Source organism: Streptomyces sp. HUAS 15-9 (assembly GCF_025642155.1).
Taxonomy (GTDB): domain Bacteria; phylum Actinomycetota; class Actinomycetes; order Streptomycetales; family Streptomycetaceae; genus Streptomyces.
The window spans coordinates 6,943,181-6,966,292 of sequence record NZ_CP106798.1 but is presented as its reverse complement, the minus strand read 5'-3'; the positions used below and the strand labels follow the sequence as shown (position 1 = coordinate 6,966,292).

Sequence of the window (23,112 nt, the reverse complement as noted above, 5' to 3'; positions counted from 1 at the left end):
CATGACCGTGCCTTCTACGACATTGGAGAACGACGTGACGACCGGAGCCACCGTCTGGCTCACGGGTCTGCCGAGCGCCGGCAAGACCACCATCGCGTACGAGCTGGCCGGCCGGCTGCGCGAGGAGGGCCACCTCGTCGAGGTGCTCGACGGCGACGAGATCCGCGAGTTCATCTCGGCGGGCCTCGGCTTCAGCCGCGAGGACCGGCACACCAACGTGCAGCGCATCGGCTTCCTCGCCGAACTGCTGGCCCGTAACGGCGTCAAGGCGCTCGTCCCGGTCATCGCGCCCTACGCCGACAGCCGCGAGGCGGTGCGCAAGCGCCACCACGAGAACGGCACGACGTACCTGGAGGTGCACGTGGCCACCCCGGTCGAGGTGTGCTCCGTACGCGATGTGAAGGGTCTGTACGCCAAGCAGGCCGCGGGCGAGCTGTCGGGGCTCACCGGGGTCGACGACCCGTACGAGGCGCCCGGGGCGCCCGATCTGCGGATCGAGTCGCAGAACCAGACCGTGCAGGAGTCCGCGGCGTCGGTGCACGCCCTGCTCAGCGAGAGGGGACTGGCATGACGGCGATCGTCGCGACGGCCGAGGAGGGCACGGGCACGCCGTACGCCCTCTCCCATCTGGACTCCCTGGAGTCCGAGGCGGTCCATATCTTCCGTGAGGTGGCGGGCGAGTTCGAGCGGCCGGTGATCCTGTTCTCCGGCGGCAAGGACTCCATCCTCATGCTGCATCTGGCACTGAAGGCGTTCGCCCCGGCGGCCGTGCCCTTCTCCCTGCTGCATGTGGACACCGGACACAACTTCCCCGAGGTGCTGGAGTACCGGGACCGTGTGGTCGCCGCACATGGACTGCGCCTCCATGTGGCCTCCGTACAGGACTACATCGACCGTGGTGTGCTCAAGGAACGCCCGGACGGGACCCGTAACCCCCTCCAGACCGTCCCGCTCACCGAGAAGATCCAGAGCGAGCGGTTCGACGCCGTCTTCGGCGGCGGACGCCGCGACGAGGAGAAGGCCCGCGCCAAGGAACGCGTGTTCTCCCTGCGGGACGAGTTCTCCCAGTGGGACCCGCGCCGCCAGCGCCCGGAGCTGTGGAACCTCTACAACGGGCGGCACGCCCCCGGCGAGCACGTCCGCGTCTTCCCGCTCAGCAACTGGACCGAGCTGGACGTGTGGCAGTACATCGCCCGCGAGGGCATCGAGCTGCCCGAGATCTACTTCGCGCACGAGCGCGAGGTGTTCCAGCGGGCCGGGATGTGGCTGACGGCGGGCGAGTGGGGCGGCCCGCGCGAGAACGAGACCGTCGTGAAGCGGCAGGTCCGCTACCGCACCGTCGGCGACATGTCCTGCACCGGCGCCGTGGACTCCGACGCCACGACGCTGGACGCCGTGATCGCCGAGATCGCCGCCTCCCGGCTCACCGAGCGCGGCGCCACCCGCGCCGACGACAAGCTCTCCGAGGCCGCGATGGAAGACCGCAAGCGCGAGGGGTACTTCTAAGCATGAGCACGACGACGACCGAGGAACTCTCGGCCACCACCCTGCTGCGGTTCGCCACCGCGGGCTCCGTCGACGACGGCAAGTCCACCCTCGTGGGCCGGCTGCTGCACGACTCCAAGTCGGTCCTCGCCGACCAGCTGGAGGCCGTCGAGCACGCCTCCCGCTCGCGCGGCCAGGACGCCCCCGACCTGGCACTGCTCACCGACGGTCTGCGCGCCGAACGTGAGCAGGGCATCACCATCGACGTGGCCTACCGCTACTTCGCCACGCCCCGCCGCCGCTTCATCCTCGCCGACACCCCCGGCCATGTGCAGTACACCCGCAACATGGTCACCGGCGCCTCCACCGCCGAGCTGACGGTGATCCTGGTCGACGCCCGCAACGGCGTCGTCGAGCAGACCCGCCGGCACGCCGCCATCGCCGCCCTGCTCCGGGTCCCGCACGTGGTCCTCGCGGTCAACAAGATGGACCTCGTCGACTACCAGGAGCCGGTGTTCGCCGCGATCGCCGAGGAGTTCACGGCGTACGCGACCGAGCTCGGCGTCCCGGAGGTCACCGCGATCCCGATCTCGGCGCTCGCCGGTGACAACGTCGTGCAGGCGTCCGCGAACATGGACTGGTACGGCGGCCCGACGGTCCTCGAGCACCTGGAGACCGTCCCGGTCAGCCACGACCTGGCGCACTGCCACGCGCGGCTGCCCGTGCAGTACGTGATCCGGCCGCAGACCGCCGAGCACCCGGACTACCGGGGATACGCGGGCCAGATCGCCGCCGGCAGCTTCCACGTGGGCGAGCAGGTGACGATCCTGCCGTCCGGCCGGGGGACCCGGATCTCCGGTATCGACCTGCTGGGCAAGCCGGTCGACGTGGCCTGGACGACGCAGTCGGTGACCGTCCTGCTGGAGGACGACATCGACGTCTCGCGCGGCGATCTGATCGTGCCCAGCAAGGACGCCCCGCCGACCACGCAGGACGTGGAGGCGACGGTGTGCCACGTGGCCGACCAGCCGCTGACCGTCGGGCACCGGGTGCTGCTCAAGCACGGCACCCGCACGGTCAAGGCGATCGTCAAGGACATCCCGTCCCGGCTGACGCTCGACGACCTGTCGCTGCACCCGCACCCGGGACAGCTCGTCGCCAACGACATCGGCCGGGTGAAGATCCGTACCGCCGAGCCGCTGCCGCTCGACTCCTACGCCGACTCGCGCCGCACCGGCTCGTTCATCCTGATCGACCCGAGCGACGGCACCACGCTCACCGCGGGCATGGTCGGTGAGTCGTTCGCCGCTCCGGAGCCGGTCAAGGACGAGGCCGAAGACGACGGTTGGGACTTCTGAGCATGAAGACCCCCGATTTCTTCTCGATGTTCGCGAAGGAGGGCGGCCGCGTCGGCAGCGGCGCCCTCGGCAGCGGGCAGGGCGGAGTGGCGCGATGTGTGCGGTGACGTACGCGCACTGCCTGCGCGCCCTCACCCCTCACTGCCTGCGCAAACGAAGACCTGCCGATCTCCCGGCCACGACCTGAGAGACCGTGACCGCCGGGCCAACGAGAGGAACGCCTCCCGTGCCTGCCAACCGCTCAACGATCCTTCGCCGCGGCATAGCCGTGGTAGCCACACTTCCGCTCGTCACGCTCGCCGCTTGCGGGTACGGGTCCGAGTCCACGGCCGACAACGCCAAGGAGAAGGTCGCCGCCGGGTCGTCGAAGATCGACGGCCTCGACTCCGTCAGAATCGGCTACTTCGGCAACCTGACGCACGGCACCGCGCTCGTTGCCCGTCAGCAGGGTTACTTCCAGAAGCAACTGGGCGCCACCAAGGCGGACTACCAGATTTTCAACGCCGGCCCATCGGAGATCGAGGCCCTCAACTCGAAGTCCCTCGACATCGGTTGGATCGGCCCGTCCCCGGCGATCAACGGCTACACCAAGGCGAACGGCACCAACCTGCGCATCATCGGCGGCTCGGCCTCCGGCGGCGTGAAGCTCGTCATCAACCCGAAGAAGATCAAGTCCCTGAAGGACGTCAAGGGCAGGAAGATCGCGACTCCGCAGCTCGGCAACACCCAGGACGTAGCGTTCCTCAACTGGGTCGCGGACCAGGGCTGGAAGGTCGACGCGAACACCGGCAAGGGCGATGTGTCGGTGGTACGCACCGACAACAAGGTCACCCCGGACGCCTACAAGTCCGGCGCCATCGACGGCGCCTGGGTGCCGGAGCCGACCGCGTCCAAGCTGGTCGCGGCAGGTGGCAAGGTACTGCTCGACGAGGCGTCGCTGTGGCCGGACAAGAAGTTCGTGATCACGAACATCATCGTGCGGCAGGACTTCCTCAAGGAGCACCCGAAGGCCGTCGAGGCCGTGCTGAAGGCTTCGGTCGAGGCCAACAAATGGATCAACGCCAACTCTGACGAGGCGAAGGCCACGGCGAACAAGCGGCTGGAGGCGGACTCGGGCAAGGCGCTGCCGGCGGACGTCATCGACCCGGCGTGGAAGTCCATCCAGTTCACCGACGACCCGCTGGCCTCCACCCTCAACACCGAGGCGGAGCACGCGGTCAAGGCCGGTCTGTTGGAGAAGCCGAACCTGAAGGGCATCTACGACCTCACACTCCTCAACAAGGTCCTCAAGGCCGAGGGCGCGAGCCCGGTCGACGACGCCACTCTCGGCGCGAACTGAATCCCGACCCGAGTTCCCAGGAGGTGACGACCATGGCAACGACCCTCGCCAAGGCCGAGGAGGCGGTGGAGTACGCCGCTCGCCTTGAGCATGTCTCGAAGTCCTTCGCAGGACCGGGCGGGCAGCAGCTCGTCCTGGACGACATCAGCCTCGATGTCGCGCCCGGCGAGTTCGTCACCCTCCTGGGGGCCTCGGGCTGCGGCAAGTCCACACTGCTGAACCTGGCGGCCGGACTGGACCGGCCGACCGTCGGCTCCATCGCGACGGACGGCCGCCCGGCTCTGATGTTCCAGGAGCACGCCCTCTTCCCTTGGCTGACCGCGGGCAAGAACATCGAACTCGCCCTCAAGCTCACGGGATTTCCGAAGAACGAGCGGCGCGACAGGGCCGAGGAGCTGCTTGAACTCGTCCGGCTGAAGGGCGCGCACGGCAAGCGTGTGCACGAGCTGTCAGGCGGTATGCGGCAGCGTGTGGCGCTGGCCCGCGCGCTCGCCCAGGAGAGCAACCTGCTGCTGATGGACGAGCCGTTCGCGGCCCTCGACGCCATTACCCGGGACGTGCTGCACGACGAGCTGACCCGTATCTGGGCCGAGACCGGCGTGTCCGTCCTCTTCGTCACACACAACGTGCGTGAGGCGGTACGGCTCGCTCAGCGTGTGATCCTGCTGTCGTCCCGTCCGGGGCGGATCGCGCGCGAGTGGACGGTCGGCATCCCGCAGCCGCGTCGTATCGAGGACGCGCCCGTGGCCGAGCTGTCCCTTGAGATCACCGATGTACTGCGTGGGGAGATCCGCCGTCATGGCCAGCACTGAGACGACGCCGGCCCAGGACGCCGGAAGCATCGAGGCGGGCCTCGACGCCCTGGAGACCACGGCGAAGAGCAGTACGCCCTTCAGTCAGACCTTCAAGAACAAGATCCTGCCGCCGATCATCGCCGTCGTCGTGGTGCTGGTGGCCTGGTCGCTCCTCTACCCGGTCGTCGACAACCCGTCCAAGCTGCCCTCCCCGGCCGATGTAGGGGCCGAGGTCAAGGACCAGTGGCTCAAGGGGACCTTGCTCGACTACATCTGGGGCAGCGTCTCCCGCGGCCTGCTCGGCTTCCTGATAGCGCTGGCCATCGGTACGCCGCTCGGCCTGGTGGTGGCCAGGGTGAAGTTCGTGCGCGCGGCGATCGGCCCGATCCTCTCCGGTCTGCAGTCGCTGCCCTCGGTGGCCTGGGTCGCGCCCGCGGTGATCTGGCTGGGACTGAACAACTCGGTGATGTTCACGGTGATCCTGCTCGGCGCCGTTCCCTCGATCGCCAACGGCCTGGTGTCGGGCGTCGACCAGGTGCCCCCGCTGTTCCTGCGCGCGGGCCGCACCCTGGGTGCGACCGGACTGCGCGGCACCTGGCACATCGTGATGCCGGCGGCGCTGCCCGGCTATGTGGCCGGTCTGAAGCAGGGGTGGGCGTTCTCCTGGCGTTCGCTGATGGCCGCCGAGATCATCGCCCAGTCGCCGGACATGGGCATGGGTCTGGGCCAGCTGCTGGAGGTGGGCCGTACGAACAGCAGCATGCCGACGGTCTTCCTCGCCATCCTGCTCATCCTGTTCGTTGGCATCGCCATCGACCTGTTGATCTTCAGCCCGCTGGAGCGGTGGGTGCTGCGCAGCCGCGGTCTGCTGGTGAAGAGCTGAAATCCCATGTACAACAAGCCCGTCCTCCTCGTCATCGCCCACGGCAGCCGCGACCCGCGGCACGCCGCGACGGTGCACGCTCTCGTACGCCGGGTGCGCTCGCTGCGCCCGGACGTACGGGTGGAGACAGGCTTCCTGGACTTCAACATCCCATCCGTGCACGGGGTGCTGGAGTCCCTGGCGGCGGAGGGCGTGCGAGACGTCGTAGTCCTGCCGCTGCTGCTCACTCGTGCGTTCCACGCCAAGGCTGACATACCGGCAGTCCTGCGGGACGCGCCGCGCCGGCTGCGGATTCGGCAGGCAGAGGTGCTGGGCCCGTCCCCGCTGCTGCTGTCCGCGCTGGAACGGCGCTTGCACGAGGCGGGGTTGAGTCCCGCCGACAAGTCCTCGACCGGGGTCGTACTGGCCTCGGCGGGGTCCAGTGACCCGGAGGCGATCGCAGTGATCGCAGCAATCGCGCGGGAGTGGCGGCACACCGGTTGGTGCGCCGTGCGACCTGCGTTCGCCTCCGCGTCGCTGCCGCGTACCGAGGACGCGGTACGCGAACTCCGCGCCCTCGGCTGCAAGCAGGTCGCGGTCGCACCCTATGTACTGGCACCGGGGTTCCTGCCGGACCGTATCGCGCGTGGCGCGCAGGGTGCGGACGTCCTCGCGAGCGTGCTGGGCCCAGCGCCAGAGGTGGCCGCTCTGGTGCTGCGCCGATTCCACGCGGCGGCGTCGGACATTTCTTTGCCGCGAATCGCCTGAATTCGGGTTTCCACAACGTAAGCAGCTCAGAAGATCCTCAACTCCGTCGATCTGCATCCTGTTCATGGGCAAGGATGATGTTGACCAAGAAGCGGGGAAAGGATTCACCACCGGCCTCCCGGGGAGCGTGGGATGCCTTTCTCCGGAGCAGGGCACGATGTGGACGTTGGGTGACAAGGCGTCCGAGTTCAGCCTGACGACCGGTAAGAAAATCCGTGACACTGCGCAGTTCGCAAGTGATTGCGCGAGCTCTGAAACCTCGACCGTGCTCGGATCATTCTCCGCAACCTCTGACGAATCGACACAGGAAATTTCCATCACTTCAGGCAGCCGATCCACCCCGTTCAAGAAGGTTTCGGTCAAGAGCGCCGGGGAGATCGGTCTGTTCCAGGATTGCAGTGTTCTCCTCTCCAACGGCAGGCTGACCTCGTTCTCCGCTCAGGGGACAACGACCGAGACGCACATCAACGCCCACAGCGTGCTGACCACTCCTGACGGACGCATCTACAGCATCGGCTCGTCGGGCAAGGTGGAGCAGCGCACCATCACGGCCAAGGGCCGAAACTGCCGGATCGGCTGACCAGGTGCGCTCTGTCGGTGCCAGGGCCTGTCCGGCAGATCAAGTCGCAGGGTAGCAGCGGCATCTGATCAGGGCGGGTGAGCGGGGGCGAATGGGGGTGCCCCCGCGCCAGGTTGTTCGAGCGTGGGAGAGCGTGCGGCTGCAAGGCGGAGGAGGGAGTCGACGCGATGGGGGTCCCCCCTGTTCGAGCGCAGTCGAGAACTTGGGGGAGTCGGCGACCGACGACAACGCGGCTGGGGGTCCCCCCTGCTCGAAGAGCTTGGGGGAGTGCGTGCCAGGGCCCGCGACGCCGGGATGATCCAAACGACACCCCCTAACGGCACAGCTCGTCGCCCAGCCGGGTCCGTGCGTACCGTACGATCCTGCCGCTGCGGGTGCGGGTGAGCAGGCCCGCATCGTAGAGGACGCCCAGGTGCTGGCTGACCGCGCCCGGGGTGACGTCGAGGCGGTGGGCGAGTTCCGTGGTGGACGCCGGTTCCGCGAGCAGCAGGAGCAGGCGGGCGCGGGAGCGGCCCAACAGGCGTGTCAGGGCGCGGTCGGTGACCGGGGGCGGTTCCTCGGAGAGGGTGGCGCGGCCGCGTGCCGGATAGATGAGCACCGGGGGCAGCGAGTGGTCGAGCACCGTCTGCACACCCCGGGCGAAGATCGTCGGCATCAGCACCAGTCCGCGGCCGGCGATGCGGATGTCGCCCGACGGCCAGGGGACGTTGTCGGGCGGGTGGGTCAGCGACAGATGCTCGTCGCTCCACACGAGGCGCGGATCGAGCCCGGAGAACAACGCACCCGCGCCCTGTTCCGCCAACACCCGTGCCTGGTGGGCGAGATCGGCCTCCAGGATGGTCTGCACCCGTGGCCACCAGTCGGCGGCGAGACAGGTGCGCCAGTAGGCGTCGACCGCGTCCGCGAGCCGGGCGAGGAACGCCACGGGGTCGGCGAGGCCGCGCGCGACGACGGGCGGCAGGGCGTCCTCGGTGCGGTAGGTGGCCAGGAAGTCGGCGACGACCACGTCCGACGGGGTGGCGCGGACCTGGTCCAGTTCGTCGGCGAAGGCGGAGCGGGCCCGTTCGGGGCGCGGGGTGACGAAGTCCGGCAGCCACAGCCAGGGAGCGACGAGGGCGGTGAGCAGCTCGCGGTCGAGGGATTCCATGCGCGGGCGGATACGGCGCAGCCAGGGACGGTGGTGGGGATACCGTGCCGGGTCGTGCAGACAGCGCAGGGAGAACACCGCCTCCTGCAGCGGGGAGTACGCGAAGGAGGTCGTGGCGAGGTCGTCGACGGCGAAGCGGAACTCAATCATTGAGCGCCACGCTAAATGATTGTCGGCATCCCGTGGCCCAGCGGTTCGCTGGTCCCATGACGACGACACCGGATTCCCCGGCCGCCGGCCCAGTGACGGACGCGCGCCCGCAGCACGCCACCCGAGCCGGCGGACTGCTCCCCGCCGACCCGGCCCTGCGCAGGGCCACGCTCCTCACCGTGGTCAACTCCCTCGGCAACGGACTCTACTTCCCGCTGGGCGTCCTGTACTTCACCCGCGTCGTCGGCCTCGACGCCACCGCGGTCGGCTTCGGAATGACGGTCGCGGGCCTGGTCGGTGTGGTGGCGGGCGTCCCGGCGGGACGGGCCGCCGACCGGTGGGGCGCCCGGCAGGTGGGGGCGCTGCTGTGGGGCGGCACCGGGGTGGCCACGGCGGCCTACGCCCTGGTGGACTCGTACGCCGGTTTCCTCCTCTCGGTGGTGTGCGCGACCGGGCTGCAGATGGCCAGTCGCGGGGTGCAGGGCGCGATCTACGCGGACGTGCTGCCCGCGGCGACCCGGGTGGAGGCACGCGCCTATCTGCGGATGGTCACGAACGTGGGCATCGGCGTGGGCGGCGTGTTCGGGGCCGTGGCGCTCCAACTCGACACGCGGGCCGCGTATATGACGGCGATCGTGCTGAACGCGCTGTCGTTCCTCGGGCCCGCCCTGATGGTGCGCCGGCCCGCTGGCGCCGCACGCGCGGGACCGGCGGCCGCACGCGGCCGACGCACCGGCCGCCGACCGCTGGCGTGCGGTGCGGGACCTGCCGTATCTGGCGGTGACCGTGCTGAACGCGGTGCTGTGCGTGCAGTACACGCTGATCGAGGTCGGCCTGCCGCTGTGGATCGTCGAGCGCACCCAGGCGCCGCGCTGGACGGCGGCCCTGCTGCTGATCGTCAACTGCGTGCTGGTGGCGCTGCTCCAGGTGCGGGTGGCCCGGCGCGCCTCCCAAGTCCCCTCTGCCGTACGGGCGATGACCTGGGCGGGCCCGCTGCTCACGGCGTCCTGCGCCGCGTACGCCGTGTCGGCGGGGCTGCCCGCGGCGTGGGCCGTGCTCGCGCTGGCCGTGGGAGCCGTGGTGCAGGTCCTCGCCGAGGTGCTGTCCGCGGCGGGCGGCTGGACGCTCGGTTACGAACTCGCCGACGCCCACGCCCACGGCGTCTACCAGGGTGTGTTCGGCGCCGGGATGTCCGCCGGGATGATGGCGGGCCCGGCGCTGGTCACGGTGACGGCGATCCAGCACGGCAGGGTGGGCTGGGCGGTGCTGGGCGTGCTGTTCGCGGCGGCCGGCCTCGCGGTGCGTCCCGCCGTGCGCTGGGCCCGACGGGACGGTGACTGGCGGGGCGAGCCCGGCTGACAGGCCGATGGGCCGTCCGCGGTCCGGCGCTCCCCTGTGACGTCGGACCTCGGACGGCCGGCAGGCACACGGCTGTCGGCTCACGCGAGCCTCATTGCCGTGTCCCGCTTTTGATACTGCGTCTCCGGCGGCGAACGTGTCACACCAGGGGAGTTATCCGTCGCGGTCGGACCGGAATGGCCAACAGCGCTGCATTATGGGGCAGTTGCTAGCATTGTCACGGTGACCGAGGCCGCGGTCAGTCGAAGCGGAGCGCTCCCGTGCGGGTGCGCTTGAGCTCGAAGAAGTCCGGGTGGGCGGCCAGGACCCGGAAGCTGTCGAACAGTTCGGCCGCCGTGGCCCCGCGCGGAATGGCGCGCAGCACCGGGCCGAACCACACCGTCCCGTCGACGCGCAGGGTGGGCGTGCCCACATAGGCGCCGGTCTCCGGTTCGGCTCCGGAGTCATGGCTGCGGCGCACCGCGTCGTCGTACGACGGGTCGTGCGCGGCGGCCGCGAGGCCGGCCGGAAGGCCGAGTTCGGCGAGCGACTCGGCGACGACCGCGTCGAAGTCCTTGATCCCATGGTCGTGGATCCGTGTGCCGAGCGCGGTGTACAGATCGCGCAGCACCTGCTCGCCATGCCCTTCGGCCGCCGCCACGGCGACCCGCACCGGACCGATCGACCGGTCCACCAAGTCCCGGTACCAGTCGGGGAGTTCATTGCCGGTGTTGTGCAGGTACAGGCTCATCACATGGAAGCGGAGGTCGAGCGGGCGTTCGCGCTCGACCTCCAGCAGCCAGCGGGAGGTGATCCAGGCGAAGGGGCAGGCGGGGTCGAAGTGGAAGTCGACCCTGGTGGTCGCGGAGTTCGCCATATCGGAGTACGTCATACCGATGACGCTAGTCCACGAATGGCATAGGGTCTCGACCCAATCCAGCGCACTTGTGCTGGCCCAATCCCCTTACAGTCGGGGATCTCGTCCGCTCGCCGCCAGCGCCCGCTCGAAGAGGGGTGCGTCGTCCGGCACCGGCACCGGGTCGGCGAAGCCGTCGTACTGGCGGTAGAGCTCGCCGTGGGTCTCGACCACGTCGAGGACGAGCCGGGCCGCGCCCTCGGAGACGCGGTACTCCTGGCCGGTGGCGGTGGCGACGTCCCAGCCGTGCACCGCCAGCTCCTTGATGATCATCGAGGCGATTTCGGCGGCCGGCATCCTGGCCATGCCGAGGTCGACCTCGCCCTCCCACACGGCCGGGTCGGCCCAGGCGGCGACCGCGCGGTCCAGCTGGGCGGCGTACGCCTCGGCCCAGTCGGGGTCGGCGGTGAAGTCGCGGGCGGTCAGTTCCTCGGGGAGCTGCTTGCGCAGGGCGCGGTGCTCCAGGCCGTGCGAGGTGTACAGGACCCAGTGGTTGACCAGGGCGCGGACGTCCCAGTCGGTGCAGTGGCTCTTGTGGTCGAGCTGGGCCGCCGCGACACCGCGCGCGACGCGCGCCGCCTCGGCGGCACACTCGATCATGTACGGGTGCATGTCGTCGTACGTCATACACCTCACGCTAGGAAGGCCCGGCTCAGGCTTCTTGAACAAACGCGACAGCGTCGTCCGCCAGCCGTACGAGCTCGTCGACCGGCATCGATCCGGCGGCCCGCCGCTCGCGCGCGAACCGGTTGGCGAGCCGCTGGAGCAGCTCGTTCAGCGGGGTCCGCACGCCGTGCAGGCGTCCGGCCTGGGCGAGCCGTCCCCCGACGGTGCCGCCGACCGCCCCTGCCCCGATCGTGATGTGACGCATACCGGAGAGCCTGGCACAGCTGCGCGCGGCCCGGGGGTCCTGGATCCGGGATCCGGGATCCGGGATCCGCTCAGCGAAATGCGTTCCTACGACGAGCAGTTCGTGAGCTCCACCAGCTTCACGACGGTGTTCCAGTTCCGGGTCGTGGCGATCAGCCCCTTGGTGACCCGCGGCCGGGACAGGGCCCCCGCCAGCCTGGACTGGCCGAGGCCCGCCGGGACGTACAGGTACAGCGCGCGGTCGCCGAGCCGGAACTCCTCGGGGAGGTGGGCGGTCTGGTCGATCTCCACGAAGCGGTCGGCGGTGACCGGCGCGGAGAAGTACGTGACGTGGAGTTCCTTGCCCTCCAGCTCGGCCGCCGGGAAGGGGCAGGCGTCGGCCACCGCCGCCAGATAGGCGTGGTCGCGCACGATCACGTCGACGGGGAACCCGCAGTGCTTCCCGATCGCCTCGGTGAGTTCCGCGGCCAGGGACTCCTCGTCGCCGCGGCCGGTGCCGAAGACGGCCTGCCCGCTCTGCAGATGGGTGCGTACGCCCTGGTGACCGAGTCCCTCCATGAGCTGCCGGAGCTCGGCCATCGGGAGCTTCCTCTTGCCGCCCAGATTGATCCCGCGCAGCAGCGCCGCATACGTCTTCATCCCGACACCATAAGGCGGCCGTCGTGCCCCGTGGGGGCGGGCACGACAGCCGCTCGCCCGTGACCGGGCTGCGCGAAACTCTGGCCGATCAGGTGGGTGCGAATCAACCGCTACACGCAGCTGTGATTTGTTCAACAAGCTTTCGTAATCACAAAGTGGATCTCTGTCGACGGAACGGACAGCCCTGATCACCACCCCCGAGAAGCACCGATAGATGTAAGGGCCCGGCATCCTCCTCAGCGATGAGAACAAGGCCGCGCACTTCACCGGACAGCACGACGAGACCTCCTTATCCGCCCCATACCTTCGAATCGAACGCAGCAAAGACGTGGCGGCGGGGGCCGTCACCGCACACGAGGGGGCAATCCCGTCATGGGGAACGGAGACATACGGGTGCGGGGCCTGGCCGCCCGCGCCGGCGGATGGAGCGCCCAGCACCGCTGGGCGGCCGTCGGCATCTGGGTATTGTTCGTCGTCCTGGCCATGGGACTCGGTTCGGCGGCGGGCCGCGTCGACGTCGACCAGTCCGACCAGTTGTCGGGCGAGACCCACACCGCCGCGAAGATCATCGACGACGCGGGCATCAAGGACCCGGCGAGCGAGACGGTCCTGGTCCAGTCGAAGGACGGATCCGTCAAGGCGACGGACGCCGAGTTCCGGGCTACCGTCGCCGACGTCGTCAAGGCCGTCGAGGCCACCGGCAAGGTCACCGGCGTCACCTCGCCGTACGACACCCGGAGCATCTCGAAGGACGGCCACAGCGCGCTGGTGCAGTTCGACATGCGCGGCGACACGGACACCGCGGCCGACCGGGTCGAGCCGGTGCTGAAGGCCGTCGCGGGCGTGCAGAAGGACCACGAGACGGTGCGGGTCGAGGAGATCGGCTCCGCCAGCATGCAGAAGCAGTACAAGGACGCCTTCGGTGACGACTTCCAGAAGGCGGAGCTCTCCGCCGTGCCGGTGGCGCTCGGCATTCTGCTCATAGCCTTCGGCGCGCTGGTGGCCGCGCTGCTGCCGGTCGCGCTGGCGATCACCGCGATCATGGCGACGATGGGCCTGATGGGCATCGTCAGCCATCTGCAGCCGATGAGCGACACCGCGAACTCCGTGATGCTGCTGGTCGGTATGGCGGTCGGCGTCGACTACTGCCTGTTCTACCTGCGCCGGGAGCGCGAGGAGCGGGAGGCCGGACGCGACGCGGGGGCCGCGCTGCGGATCGCCGCCGCCACCAGCGGCCGCGCGATCATCGTCTCCGGTGTCACGGTGTGCGTGGCGATGGCGGGCATGCTGTTCACCGGGCTCCCCGAGTTCGAGGCGATGGGCCTGGCCTCGCTGATGGTCGTGGCGGTCGCCATGGTCGGCTCCGTGACCGTTCTGCCCGCGCTGCTGTCGCTGCTGGGCAAGCGGGTCGAGAAGGGCCGGATCCCATTCCTGGGCCGCCGCAAGCGGCGCGTCGGCGGCTCGGAGAGCCGGTTCTGGACCGCCGTCCTGCGGGGCGTGCTCGCCAAGCCCCTGATCTCGGTCGTGGTCGCTACGGGCGCCCTGCTCGCGGTCACGGCTCCCGCCCTCGGGATGAAGACCTCGCAGCTCACGCTGGACCAGGAGTTCGGCGACTCGCTACCGATCGTGCAGACGTACGACCGGCTCAACGACGCCTTCCCGGGCGGTTCCGAGCCTGCCTCGGTGGTCGTCAAGGCGAAGGACATCAACGCGCCCGAGGTGCGTCAGGCGCTGGCCGACTTCAAGAAGCAGGCGATCGAGTCGGGCGCCTCGCAGGGCCCGATCGACATCAAGCTGCACGACGCGCAGAACGTGGCCATGGTGTCCGTACCGCTGGTCGGCGGCTCCGACATGGGCAAGGCGACCAAGAGCCTGGAGAAGCTGCGCGACGAGGTGCGGCCCGCCACGCTCGGCAAGGTCGACGGCGTCGAGGCCCCGGTCACCGGACAGGTCGCGGGCAACCACGACTTCAACGACCAGCTGATCGGATCCGTGATCCCGGTCTTCGCCTTCGTGGTGGTCTTCGCCTTCCTGCTGATGCTGCTGTCGTTCCGCTCGCTGACCGTCGCGATCACGTCCATCGCGCTGAACCTGCTGTCGGTGGGCGCGGCCTACGGCATCCTCGTCGCCGTCTTCCAGCACGGCTGGGGTGCCTCGCTGGTGGGCGCGGAGGGCGTCGGCGCCATCGTGACCTGGCTGCCGCTGTTCCTCTTCGTGATCCTGTTCGGTCTGTCGATGGACTACCACGTGTTCGTGGTCTCCCGGATCCGTGAGGCCCGGCTGCGCGGCCGTACGACGAAGGACGCGATCCAGCACGGTGTGGTCACCACGGCCGGTGTCGTCACCAGCGCCGCGGTCATCATGGTCGCCGTGTTCGCGATCTTCGGCACGCTGTCCATGCAGTCCATGAAGCAGATGGGTGTGGGCCTTGCGGCCGCGGTGCTGATCGACGCGACGATCATCCGCGGTGTGCTTCTTCCCGCGGTGATGGCACTGCTCGGCGAGCGCAACTGGTACCTGCCGAAGTGGCTGCACCGGATGCCCGACCTCACCCACGACGAGTCGCCGGAGGCGGTGGCACCGGCGGTGCCGGAGGAGGGTGAACCGGTTCGGGTCTGAGTCTCCGCCGAACCGCCATGACGCGAGGGCCCGTTGGTCTCCCCGGGGGAACCAACGGGCCCTCGCTCACGCCCGACGCGCCGACAGGTCGGCCTCGATGAGATCGGCCGCCCGCCGGGTGCCGCCCTCCAGCTCCATTGCGGCATTGCCGAACTGGTCCACGCGCTCGCTGCCGCACGGGCCGCCGAGGCGGAGGCGACCGGCGGCCTGCTGGACATGGCGACGGAGGCGACCGGCCTGCTGGACATGGCGACGGGAGCGGCCGGGGCACTGGTCACGAGGGAACGCGAACAGCTCGCCGGGCTCACGGCGGGACCTCGCCGAGCGGGTCCGGCGGCACCGCAGACTCACCGTCCGCACCACGCTGCACGCCCAGCACCGGCACGGACACCGCTTCCTGTCCCAGGGAACCGGCCTACGCTGCGCGCCTCTCAGCGCTGGCAGCGGAGCAGGACCAGGTTGCCGTGCACCCGGTCCGACCTGTACGGATGCGAGACTGACGGTCGGACGGCAAGATCCTGGGGCCGTTTTGAGGACGGACGCGGAGGCGGGCGATGGACGAGGTGCGGGCGCGGGACGTACTGGCCACGGCGGGGGTGCTGCCGGGGCCGGCGCGGGACGCGCGGCTTCTCGCCCTCGGTGAGAACGCGGTGTTCGCCGCCGGTGATCTGGTCGTCAAGGTCGGCCGCGACGCCGAGCTGCTGGACCGGGCCCGGCGCGAGCTGGAGATCGCCCGCTGGCTCGACGAGGCGGGTGTGCCGGCGGTGCGCGCCGCAGTGTCCGAGCCGCTGCTGGTGGAGGGACACCCGGTGACCATGTGGCACCGGCTGCCCGAGCCCGTACGGCCCGCCGGGCCACGGGACTTGGCCGAACTGCTGCGGCTGGTGCACGCCCTGCCCTCCCCCTCCTTCGCGCTGCCGCCCCGCGAGCTGCTGGGCGGTGTGGAGCGCTGGCTGCGGCTCGCGGGTGACGCGATCGACCCGGCCGACGCCGCGTATCTGCGTGAGCGCCGCGACGGCTTCGCGACGGCCGCGACCGCGCTGACGCCCCAGCTGCCGCCGGGGCCGATCCACGGCGACGCGCTGCCCCGCAATGTGCACATCGGTCCGGACGGGCCGGTACTGGTCGATCTGGAGACCTTCTCCGCGGACCTGCGCGAGCACGACCTGGTGGTCATGGCCCTGTCCCGCGACCGCTACGGCCTGCCCGCCGAGGCCTACGACTCCTTCACCGAGGCCTACGGCTGGGACGTACGGGCGTGGGAGGGCTGCTCGGTGCTGCGCGGCGCCCGCGAGACGGCCAGTTGCGCCTGGGTCGCCCAACACGCCCCGGCCAACCCCAAGGCACTGACCGAGTTCCGCCGCCGGGTGGCGTCGCTGCGGGACGGGGACGAGACGGTGCGCTGGTATCCGTTCTGAGCGGCTGGGCCACATCACGCCGCCCCGGCTACACCGGTCTGCTCTCCGCCAGTTCGCGCAGCGGCCACACCCCGTCCACCACCGCTGTCGCGTCCCCCTTGCACCGCAGGAAGTTCTGGAAGTCCGCCGCCCATTCGGCGTACCAGCCGATCTGACGGCGGTGCAGTTCCGCCGGGCCGAGGGCGGCGATCTTGGGGTGGCGGTCGGCTATCGCGCAGGCCAGGCGGGCCGCGGCCAGGGCGTCGGCGGAGGCGTCGTGGGCGGTGTCGAGGGTGATGCCGTACTCCGCGCAGACGGCTTCGAGGTTGCGCTTGCCGCGGCGGTAGCGGTCGACCCAGCGGTCGATGGTGTACGGGTCGATGACCGGCGCCGGGTCGATGCCGTCGATGCGGTCGGAGAGCGACGGCAGTTCGTGGCGCCGCAGTTCGGCGGAGAGCAGGGTGAGGTCGAAGGCGGCGTTGTAGGCGACGACGGGGACGCCCGTCTTCCAGTAGCCCGTGAGGACGTCCGCGATGGCGTCCGCGACCTGGTCGGCCGGGCGGCCCTCGGCCGCCGCGCGCTCGTTGCTGATGCCGTGCACGGCCACCGCGTCGGCCGGGATCTCCACACCCGGGTCCGCCAGCCACTCCCGGCGTCCCAAGGGCTGTCCGGCCCTGACCTCTATCACGGCCCCCGTGACGATACGCGCCTCACGCGGATCGGTCCCCGTCGTCTCCAGGTCGAAGCCGATCAGCAGCTCCCGGTGCCAGCCCATGGGCGGCCCCCCTTCTTGGTGGTGCTTTCCCCCAGTGGTCTCCACCTTCGCATGCGCCACTGACAATCCGAGGACGGTGTTCCGCTTCGCCCGCCGAGGGGGGTTCAGGACACGGGCCGTGAGTCCGCCCAGGTCAGCTCGAACTCCTCGCGGTATGTCGGAAAGAGGCCACCTTCGTCCACATCGTCCGACTTGACCACGCGGCTTCCGTTGCGCAGCACCAGCACCGGCACCTCCATCCCGCGCGCCCCGCGCAGATAGGACTGCACCACGGCGACGCCGTCCGCGCCGTCACCGTCCACGAGGTAGGCCGTGAAGCGCGGTGTCTCGTCGTACACCTGGATCTCGAAGGCGTCCGGGTCCCGGAGGCGGGAGCGCACCCTGCGCATGTGCAGGATGTTCATCTCGACCGCGCGACTCAGTTCGCCCCGTTTCATCCCGAGTTCGCGCTCGCGCCGCTTCACCGCGCTGGAGGCCGGGTTCAGGAAGAGCAGCCGCACCCGGCAGCCGGACTCGGCCAGGCGCACCAGCCGTCGTCCGGAGAAGTTCTGCACGAGCAGGTTGAGGCCGATGCCGATGGCGTCGAGGCGGCGGGCGCCGCCGAAGATGTCCTCGGCGGGGAACTGGCGCAGCAGCCGTACCCGGTCGGGGTGCACGGCGACCACGTCGGCGTACCGGTCGCCGACCAGGTCCTCGACGGCGTCGACTGGCAGCCGGCGCGCGGACGGCACGTCGCCGCCCGCGCCGAGCATCTCCAGCAGCCGGGCGGAGGCGCGTTCGGCCTGGTTGAGCACGGCCTCGGACAGGGCCCGGTTGCGGGAGACGACGTTGCGGGTCACTTCGAGCTCGTCCAGGGCGAGTTCGACATCCCGGCGCTCGTCGAAGTAGGGCTCGAAGCAGGGCCAGTGCTGCACCACGAGCTCGCGCAGCTGGGGCAGTGTGAGGAAGCTGAGGACGTTGTCGTCCGCCGGGTCGAGCAAGTAGCCCTTACGGCGGCTGACTTCGCGTACGGCGACGGCGCGCTGGACCCATTCCTGTCCGGCCGGGCCGGCCGCGGCGACCACCCATTCGTCGCCGTGGACGGGTTCGTAGATGGGGCGCAGAACAGCGGCCACGACCGCGCGCAGCCGCTGTTCGACGAGGTTCAGCCAGATGTAGGCCCGGCCGGCCCGCTGGGCGCGCGTGCGCACCTCCAGCCAGGCGTCGGCGTCCCAGTCCAGCTCCGGCCCGATGGCACCGGCGTCCATGGGCCGTGCCAGGGACACCGCGCCGGGCGGGACCTCTGTGGAGTTCCCCTCGTGACCCTCGTCACCAGGGGGCAACTCCAGCCCTCCCGAGCCCACCCGCGCACCGCCTTCCGCTCCCCCGAGCTCTCCCCGTGCCAACGATCAAGGAAGGGTACTCCGGGACCGGTCGGCGGTGCAGCCGGATGGACGGGTCCTTTTCTCAACTACGCGGCCGCCAGTGGCCGTTCTGCCATGCCAGCTCGTCCGGAGTGAGCGGATTCATAGCCGTGACGTCGCGCGGAGCGATGGCGAAGCCCTGCCAGTGGATCGGCATGGGCTGCTGGTCCTCGTCCCGGGGGATGTGGTGGAAGCCGACGTTCATCCAGACGATGGGGTGGGTGAGCGTCTGGCCGTTGACCCACGTGTCGACCGACTTGCCCGCGCCGGCGGGGCAGTTGCCCGGGTTGTTGCTGGCGAACTGCTCGCACTTGTTGTACTCGGTGAAGTACACGTCGTGTTTGGTGAAGCTGCGTCCCGGGTACCGGGTGGTCGGGCCGGGGACGATCTCGTACGAACGCGCGTGGTCGTCCTTGTTCTTGCCGGTGGCGCTGACCACCCGCCACCAGCGGTAGGTCTTGGCGTCGCCCGCGAGTTCCTTGGTGACCTTGGTGCGGGTGGTCTTGTTGGTCGGGGCCTCCTGGCCGCGGGCCGGCGCGGTGACGGCCGAGTCGTACTGCTCGACCTTCGTCTTGGAGGAGCCGTCCAGGCCGAAGTCCAGCCGCCAGAAGACGTTGTGGCTGTGGCTGGTGGCGTAGGCCTTGGCGCCCTTGCCGAGGGGCCAGCCGCGCCCGTCACCGGCGTCGTAGTCGTTGTAGGACAGGCTGCCGGTGGCACCGACGTTCATGTTGACCGTGCCGTCGTCCTGGAAGCGCCACTCGGTCATGTACTCGTACCAGCCGACCTGGTTCACGGTGTAGACGAGCAGGTCCTTGCCCTGGGCCTGGTAGACCTTGTTGGCGCTGTTGCCCTGCATGCGGTAGGCGTGGCCGCGGGAGCGGGTGGTGGTGCACAGGCCCTTGACGTCGGCGTGCTGCGGGTCCCAGGCGTCGGGGACCCGGATGGTCTTGATGGTGCCGCCGGGGCACTCGCCCGGCGCCAGGTTCACCAGCCCCTGGGCGAAGCCGAAGCCCGTCAGATCGTCGTACTCGACGCTTCCGTCGTCGTAGGGGACGTCGATCTGGGCCAGCCGGGCGCTGTTGAGGACCTTGATCGGCTTGGTCTCGCCCTTGGGCTGGTACGAGACGTTCTCCAGGACCAGTCCGGCCTTGCTGTCGTAGCGCCAGCACATCCGCCAGGTCGTGCCGCCGGCGAGCTTCTGCTCGATCTTGTAGGCGGCACTGCAGTCGGCGGCCGCCGCCCGGGCGGTCTTCGGCTGGGCGGCGGCCGGTCCCGCGCCGGTCGTCGCGCCGGCGGCCAGCGCGGCCACGGACAGGCCCACGGCCGCCCGTGTGCGGGCACGGCTGATTCTGTTCGCGCGCATGAGGAAATGACTCCCTTGCAGGAGAAGCGGGTTGGAAGGGTGAAGGGGACGCACGGCCGCTCGGCCGGACGTCCGATCAGCCGCGGTCGAGCCGTGCGACCTTGCGTGCGCTCAGGTCGATGATCAGTGACCTGGCGTCGATCCACGGACCGTTCTTGACCTTCGGGAACAACCGCACGCACCGGTGTTCGCCGCACTTGTCGAGCACGGCGGGCTGGGCACCCGCAGTGGCCCGGTAGACCGCGCCGTTGAACAGCAGCTGGTCCGGCGAGGTGAGCTCGTGGCCGGTGGCGTCCTTGTAGTCGGCCTTGAGGCCCGCGCCCAGCGGGGCGGCGATCAGGATCCTGGCCGCCTCGGCGTTCTCGGCCCGGCTCAGCGGCGGCTGGACACCGTGCTGGCTGCTGGTCTGCTCGACCTTGCCCGTCGCCAGGTTGACGGTCTTGGTGACAAGGGTGTCGGTCTTGTAGTCGTAGAAGGTGACGTCGGCCCGCCGCGGCGCGTCGGGATCGTCCACCTCGTCGGAGTCCGGGTCCGCCAGGTCGACGCTGAGGCGCTGCGGACCGTGGCCCCCGTCGACGTCCTCGCTCGTGTGGAGCAGCTGCCGGTTCACGGCGATCTGCTCGACCCGCTTGATCTCGTCGTCGGTCAGCGGGTCGCGGCCCTTGCCCTTCGCGCCCTCGGCCGGCGCCTGCTCCACGACTCCCGGCCGCACGGCGCCGGAGTCCTGCCCGGCCTGCTGGGCGGACTGCGAATTCTGGTTGGCTCCTCCTGTTTCGTCGGCCCCTGCCGTCCCCGGCAGGGTGATCCCGACCATCACGGCGGTACCCGCCACCGCTACGGCCGCACCGGCCATCACCTTGCCCAGATGGCGGTGCACTGTCCTGCGCACATCTTCCCCCTACTCCCCCTGTGGCCCCGGGAGTACGTGTCTGCCCCACTGGATTCGGCATACCTCGTATGCACTGGTCGACCGATAAGAGGGACGTAAGTCACAGGGGGTTCCCTCACTTTCGGGCAGACTCGTGGCCAAGGCACCCCCAGGGGTGCGGGACACCTGGAAGAGTCGTTTCCATGCAGGTCTGGCCTGGAGAGGCGTATCCGCTCGGCGCCACGTACGACGGTGCCGGTACCAACTTCGCGGTCTTCACGGAGGCCGCGGACCGAGTAGAGCTGTGTCTGCTGCACGAGGACGGCTCGGAGACGGCGGTGGAACTGCGCGAGAGCGACGCGTTCGTGCGGCACGCGTATCTGCCGGGCGTCATGCCGGGGCAGCGGTACGGGTTCCGGGTGCACGGCCCGTACGACCCGGGGCGCGGGCTGCGCTGCAACTCGGCGAAGCTGCTGCTCGACCCATACGCGAAGGCGGTCAGCGGGGCCGTCCGGTGGGGCGAGGAGGTCTACGGCTACCACTTCGACGCGCCCGAGAAGCGCAACGACCTGGACTCCGCGCCGCACACGATGACCTCGGTCGTGGTCAACCCGTACTTCGACTGGGGCGACGACCGGCGTCCGCGCACCGGGTACCACCACACCGTGATCTACGAGGCCCATGTGAAGGGCCTGACCATGCGCCACCCGGGGCTGCCCGAGGAACTGCGCGGGACCTACGCGGCGCTCGCCCACCCCGCCGTCATCGAACACCTGACCGCACTCGGCGTCACGGCCCTGGAACTGATGCCCGTACACCAGTTCGTGAACGACCATCGGCTGGTCGACATGGGCCTGAACAACTACTGGGGCTACAACACCATCGGATTCTTCGCCCCGCACAACGCGTACGCCTCCTGGGGCGACCGCGGCCAGCAGGTTCTCGAGTTCAAGTCGGCGGTCCGGGCACTGCACGAGGCCGGTATCGAGGTCATCCTGGACGTGGTCTACAACCACACCGCCGAGGGCAACCACCTCGGCCCGACCCTGTCCTTCCGGGGCCTGGACAACGCGTCGTACTACCGCCTGGCGAACGACCCGCGCTACTACACGGACACCACAGGCACCGGCAACTCGCTGCTCATGCGGTCCCCGCACGTGCTGCAGCTGATCATGGACTCGCTGCGCTACTGGGTCACCGAGATGCACGTCGACGGCTTCCGCTTCGACCTCGCCGCGACCCTGGCCCGGCAGTTCCACGAGGTGGACCGGCTGTCGTCGTTCTTCGACCTGGTGCAGCAGGATCCGGTGGTCTCCCAGGTCAAGCTGATCGCCGAGCCGTGGGACGTGGGCGAGGGCGGCTACCAGGTGGGCAACTTCCCACCGCTGTGGACCGAGTGGAACGGCAAGTACCGCGACACCGTACGGGACCTGTGGCGGGGCGAGCCGCGGGCGCTCGCGGAGTTCGCCTCCCGGCTGACCGGCTCGTCCGACCTCTACCAGGACGACGGGCGGCGCCCGCTGGCCTCGATCAACTTCGTGACCTGCCACGACGGGTTCACGCTGCACGACCTGGTGTCGTACGACCACAAGCACAACCGCGCCAACGGCGAGGACGACCGGGACGGCGAGAGCCACAACCGGTCCTGGAACTGCGGTGTGGAGGGCGACACCGACGACCCGGACGTACGGGAGCTGCGCGGCCGCCAGATGCGGAACTTCGTCGCCACGCTCATGCTGTCCCAGGGCGTGCCGATGATCAGCCACGGGGATGAGTTCGCGCGCACGCAGCGCGGCAACAACAACGCCTACTGCCAGGACAACGAGCTGTCGTGGCTGCACTGGCCCGGTACCGACCCGCCCGGCGACGAGCACGGGGGCGAGCCAGGCGGTGAGCACAGCGGTGAACTGGTGGACTTCACGCGCGCGATGGTGTGGCTGCGCAAGGACCACCCGGTCTTCCGCAGGCGGCGCTTCTTCCATGGCCGTCCGGTGGAGGGCACGCACGACGACCTGTCCGACATCGCCTGGTTCACCCCGGAGGGCAGGGAGATGACCCAGCGGGACTGGGACTCGGCGCAGGCGTCGGCTCTCACGGTCTTCCTCAACGGCAACGCGATCTCCGAGCCCGGCTCGCGCGGGCAGCGCATCGGCGACGACTCCTTCCTGCTGATGTTCAACGCCTCGCCGAAGTCCCTGGACTTCGTGGTGCCGGTGGACCACGGCCGGCAGTGGCAGGTCGTGGTCGACACCGCCCGCGTCGACGGGGTACCGCCGGGCACGGGTCCGAAGGTGGGGGCCGGGGAGCGGCTGACCCTGGTGGACCGGAGCCTGACCGTGCTTCAGCGGCCGGCCTAGGACAGGGGCTTCGCTCGAATGCCGGTCGCGCGCGTGGGCCACGTGCCGGGCGCCGTGACACGAAGGGCGGCGGGATGGGTACGT

Annotated in this window: 21 protein-coding genes and 2 pseudogenes; 13 read left to right on the top strand and 10 right to left on the bottom strand. The window is 69.9% G+C overall.

From position 1 onward, the window contains the following. Position 1: 1 nt before the first annotated feature. The 8 genes from cysC to N8I87_RS31730 all read left to right on the top strand — a co-directional run bounded on the left by cysC (position 2) and on the right by N8I87_RS31730 (position 7,186). Positions 2 to 571, top strand: coding sequence for an adenylyl-sulfate kinase (gene cysC, locus N8I87_RS31765; RefSeq protein ID WP_263213854.1), 570 nt, complete (start codon positions 2 to 4; stop codon positions 569 to 571). Next, positions 568 to 1,506 carry a sulfate adenylyltransferase subunit CysD gene (gene cysD, locus N8I87_RS31760; RefSeq protein WP_263213852.1) on the top strand — a complete coding sequence of 313 codons (939 nt, stop codon included), beginning with the start codon at positions 568 to 570 and terminating at the stop codon, positions 1,504 to 1,506. Before cysC ends, cysD begins: the two co-directional genes overlap by 4 nt. A gap of 2 nt (positions 1,507 to 1,508) precedes the next feature. Next, a complete protein-coding gene (locus tag N8I87_RS31755; RefSeq protein WP_263213850.1) occupies positions 1,509 to 2,843 on the top strand; it encodes a sulfate adenylyltransferase subunit 1 in 1,335 nt (444 codons plus the stop codon). Positions 2,844 to 3,069: 226 nt separating this feature from the next. Continuing rightward, positions 3,070 to 4,182 carry an aliphatic sulfonate ABC transporter substrate-binding protein gene (locus N8I87_RS31750; RefSeq protein WP_263213848.1) on the top strand — a complete coding sequence of 371 codons (1,113 nt, stop codon included), beginning with the start codon at positions 3,070 to 3,072 and terminating at the stop codon, positions 4,180 to 4,182. A 32-nt stretch (positions 4,183 to 4,214) separates the two neighbouring features. Next, positions 4,215 to 4,994 (top strand): ABC transporter ATP-binding protein, encoded by a 780-nt coding sequence (locus tag N8I87_RS31745; RefSeq protein ID WP_263213847.1) that lies wholly within the window; start codon positions 4,215 to 4,217, stop codon positions 4,992 to 4,994. Next, the gene (locus N8I87_RS31740; protein ID WP_263213846.1) at positions 4,981 to 5,859 is read left to right on the top strand and encodes an ABC transporter permease; all 879 of its coding nucleotides are present in this window, start codon (positions 4,981 to 4,983) and stop codon (positions 5,857 to 5,859) included. The genes N8I87_RS31745 and N8I87_RS31740 overlap by 14 nt, the downstream gene beginning before the upstream one ends. Positions 5,860 to 5,865: 6 nt before the next feature. Then, positions 5,866 to 6,606, top strand: coding sequence for a sirohydrochlorin chelatase (locus N8I87_RS31735; protein WP_263213845.1), 741 nt, complete (start codon positions 5,866 to 5,868; stop codon positions 6,604 to 6,606). A 64-nt stretch (positions 6,607 to 6,670) separates the two neighbouring features. Further along, complete coding sequence (locus N8I87_RS31730; RefSeq protein ID WP_263213843.1) at positions 6,671 to 7,186, top strand: hypothetical protein; 516 nt, start codon at positions 6,671 to 6,673, stop codon at positions 7,184 to 7,186. A 313-nt stretch (positions 7,187 to 7,499) separates the two neighbouring features. Here the strand turns inward: N8I87_RS31730 and N8I87_RS31725 are convergent, their stop codons facing one another. After that, complete coding sequence (locus N8I87_RS31725) at positions 7,500 to 8,483, bottom strand: ArsR/SmtB family transcription factor (RefSeq protein ID WP_263213842.1); 984 nt, start codon at positions 8,481 to 8,483, stop codon at positions 7,500 to 7,502. Between the two features lie 56 nt (positions 8,484 to 8,539). Here N8I87_RS31725 and N8I87_RS44495 point away from each other — a divergent pair. Together N8I87_RS44495 and N8I87_RS31720 are read left to right on the top strand one after the other, a co-directional pair. Then, positions 8,540 to 9,190, top strand: a pseudogene (locus tag N8I87_RS44495) (MFS transporter); the annotation flags it as partial. A 49-nt stretch (positions 9,191 to 9,239) separates the two neighbouring features. Continuing rightward, positions 9,240 to 9,842 (top strand): MFS transporter, encoded by a 603-nt coding sequence (locus tag N8I87_RS31720; protein WP_263213841.1) that lies wholly within the window; start codon positions 9,240 to 9,242, stop codon positions 9,840 to 9,842. A gap of 238 nt (positions 9,843 to 10,080) precedes the next feature. On the opposite strand, the gene N8I87_RS31715 is transcribed toward N8I87_RS31720, so the two are convergent. The 4 genes and pseudogenes from N8I87_RS31715 to N8I87_RS31700 form a co-directional block, all read right to left on the bottom strand. Further along, the gene (locus tag N8I87_RS31715; protein WP_263213839.1) at positions 10,081 to 10,713 is read right to left on the bottom strand and encodes a mycothiol-dependent nitroreductase Rv2466c family protein; all 633 of its coding nucleotides are present in this window, start codon (positions 10,711 to 10,713) and stop codon (positions 10,081 to 10,083) included. Positions 10,714 to 10,785: 72 nt separating this feature from the next. Beyond that, entirely contained in the window at positions 10,786 to 11,364 is a 579-nt protein-coding gene (locus tag N8I87_RS31710; protein ID WP_263213838.1) for a TIGR03086 family metal-binding protein, read from the bottom strand. Positions 11,365 to 11,389: 25 nt separating this feature from the next. Further along, positions 11,390 to 11,545 (bottom strand): annotated as a pseudogene (locus tag N8I87_RS31705) (ketopantoate reductase family protein); the annotation flags it as partial. Between the two features lie 149 nt (positions 11,546 to 11,694). Beyond that, a complete protein-coding gene (locus N8I87_RS31700) occupies positions 11,695 to 12,246 on the bottom strand; it encodes a DUF1697 domain-containing protein (protein WP_263213837.1) in 552 nt (183 codons plus the stop codon). A 372-nt stretch (positions 12,247 to 12,618) separates the two neighbouring features. On the opposite strand from N8I87_RS31700, the gene N8I87_RS31695 reads away from it, so the two are divergent. Next, positions 12,619 to 14,865: an MMPL family transporter gene (locus N8I87_RS31695; protein ID WP_263213836.1), complete on the top strand. Its 2,247-nt coding sequence runs from the start codon at positions 12,619 to 12,621 to the stop codon at positions 14,863 to 14,865. Positions 14,866 to 14,931: 66 nt separating this feature from the next. Here N8I87_RS31695 and N8I87_RS31690 read toward each other — a convergent pair whose 3' ends face one another. Next, positions 14,932 to 15,216, bottom strand: coding sequence for a hypothetical protein (locus tag N8I87_RS31690; RefSeq protein WP_263213835.1), 285 nt, complete (start codon positions 15,214 to 15,216; stop codon positions 14,932 to 14,934). A 203-nt stretch (positions 15,217 to 15,419) separates the two neighbouring features. On the opposite strand from N8I87_RS31690, the gene N8I87_RS31685 reads away from it, so the two are divergent. Next, positions 15,420 to 16,283 carry a phosphotransferase enzyme family protein gene (locus N8I87_RS31685; RefSeq protein WP_263213834.1) on the top strand — a complete coding sequence of 288 codons (864 nt, stop codon included), beginning with the start codon at positions 15,420 to 15,422 and terminating at the stop codon, positions 16,281 to 16,283. A gap of 28 nt (positions 16,284 to 16,311) precedes the next feature. Here the strand turns inward: N8I87_RS31685 and N8I87_RS31680 are convergent, their stop codons facing one another. From N8I87_RS31680 to N8I87_RS31665, 4 genes are all read right to left on the bottom strand, one after another. Continuing rightward, positions 16,312 to 17,037, bottom strand: a complete 726-nt coding sequence (locus N8I87_RS31680; protein WP_263213832.1) for a 3'-5' exonuclease — start codon at positions 17,035 to 17,037, stop codon at positions 16,312 to 16,314. Positions 17,038 to 17,141: 104 nt separating this feature from the next. Further along, on the bottom strand, positions 17,142 to 18,380 hold the full coding sequence (locus tag N8I87_RS31675) for a DUF5919 domain-containing protein (RefSeq protein ID WP_263216755.1): 1,239 nt from the start codon (positions 18,378 to 18,380) through the stop codon (positions 17,142 to 17,144). Between the two features lie 103 nt (positions 18,381 to 18,483). Beyond that, a complete protein-coding gene (locus N8I87_RS31670; RefSeq protein WP_263213830.1) occupies positions 18,484 to 19,803 on the bottom strand; it encodes a copper amine oxidase in 1,320 nt (439 codons plus the stop codon). A gap of 76 nt (positions 19,804 to 19,879) precedes the next feature. Next, on the bottom strand, positions 19,880 to 20,692 hold the full coding sequence (locus N8I87_RS31665; protein WP_263213829.1) for a Tat pathway signal sequence domain protein: 813 nt from the start codon (positions 20,690 to 20,692) through the stop codon (positions 19,880 to 19,882). A 182-nt stretch (positions 20,693 to 20,874) separates the two neighbouring features. Between N8I87_RS31665 and glgX the strand changes: the two genes are divergently transcribed. Beyond that, positions 20,875 to 23,028, top strand: a complete 2,154-nt coding sequence (gene glgX, locus N8I87_RS31660; protein WP_263213828.1) for a glycogen debranching protein GlgX — start codon at positions 20,875 to 20,877, stop codon at positions 23,026 to 23,028. The last annotated feature ends 84 nt before the right edge of the window (positions 23,029 to 23,112 follow it).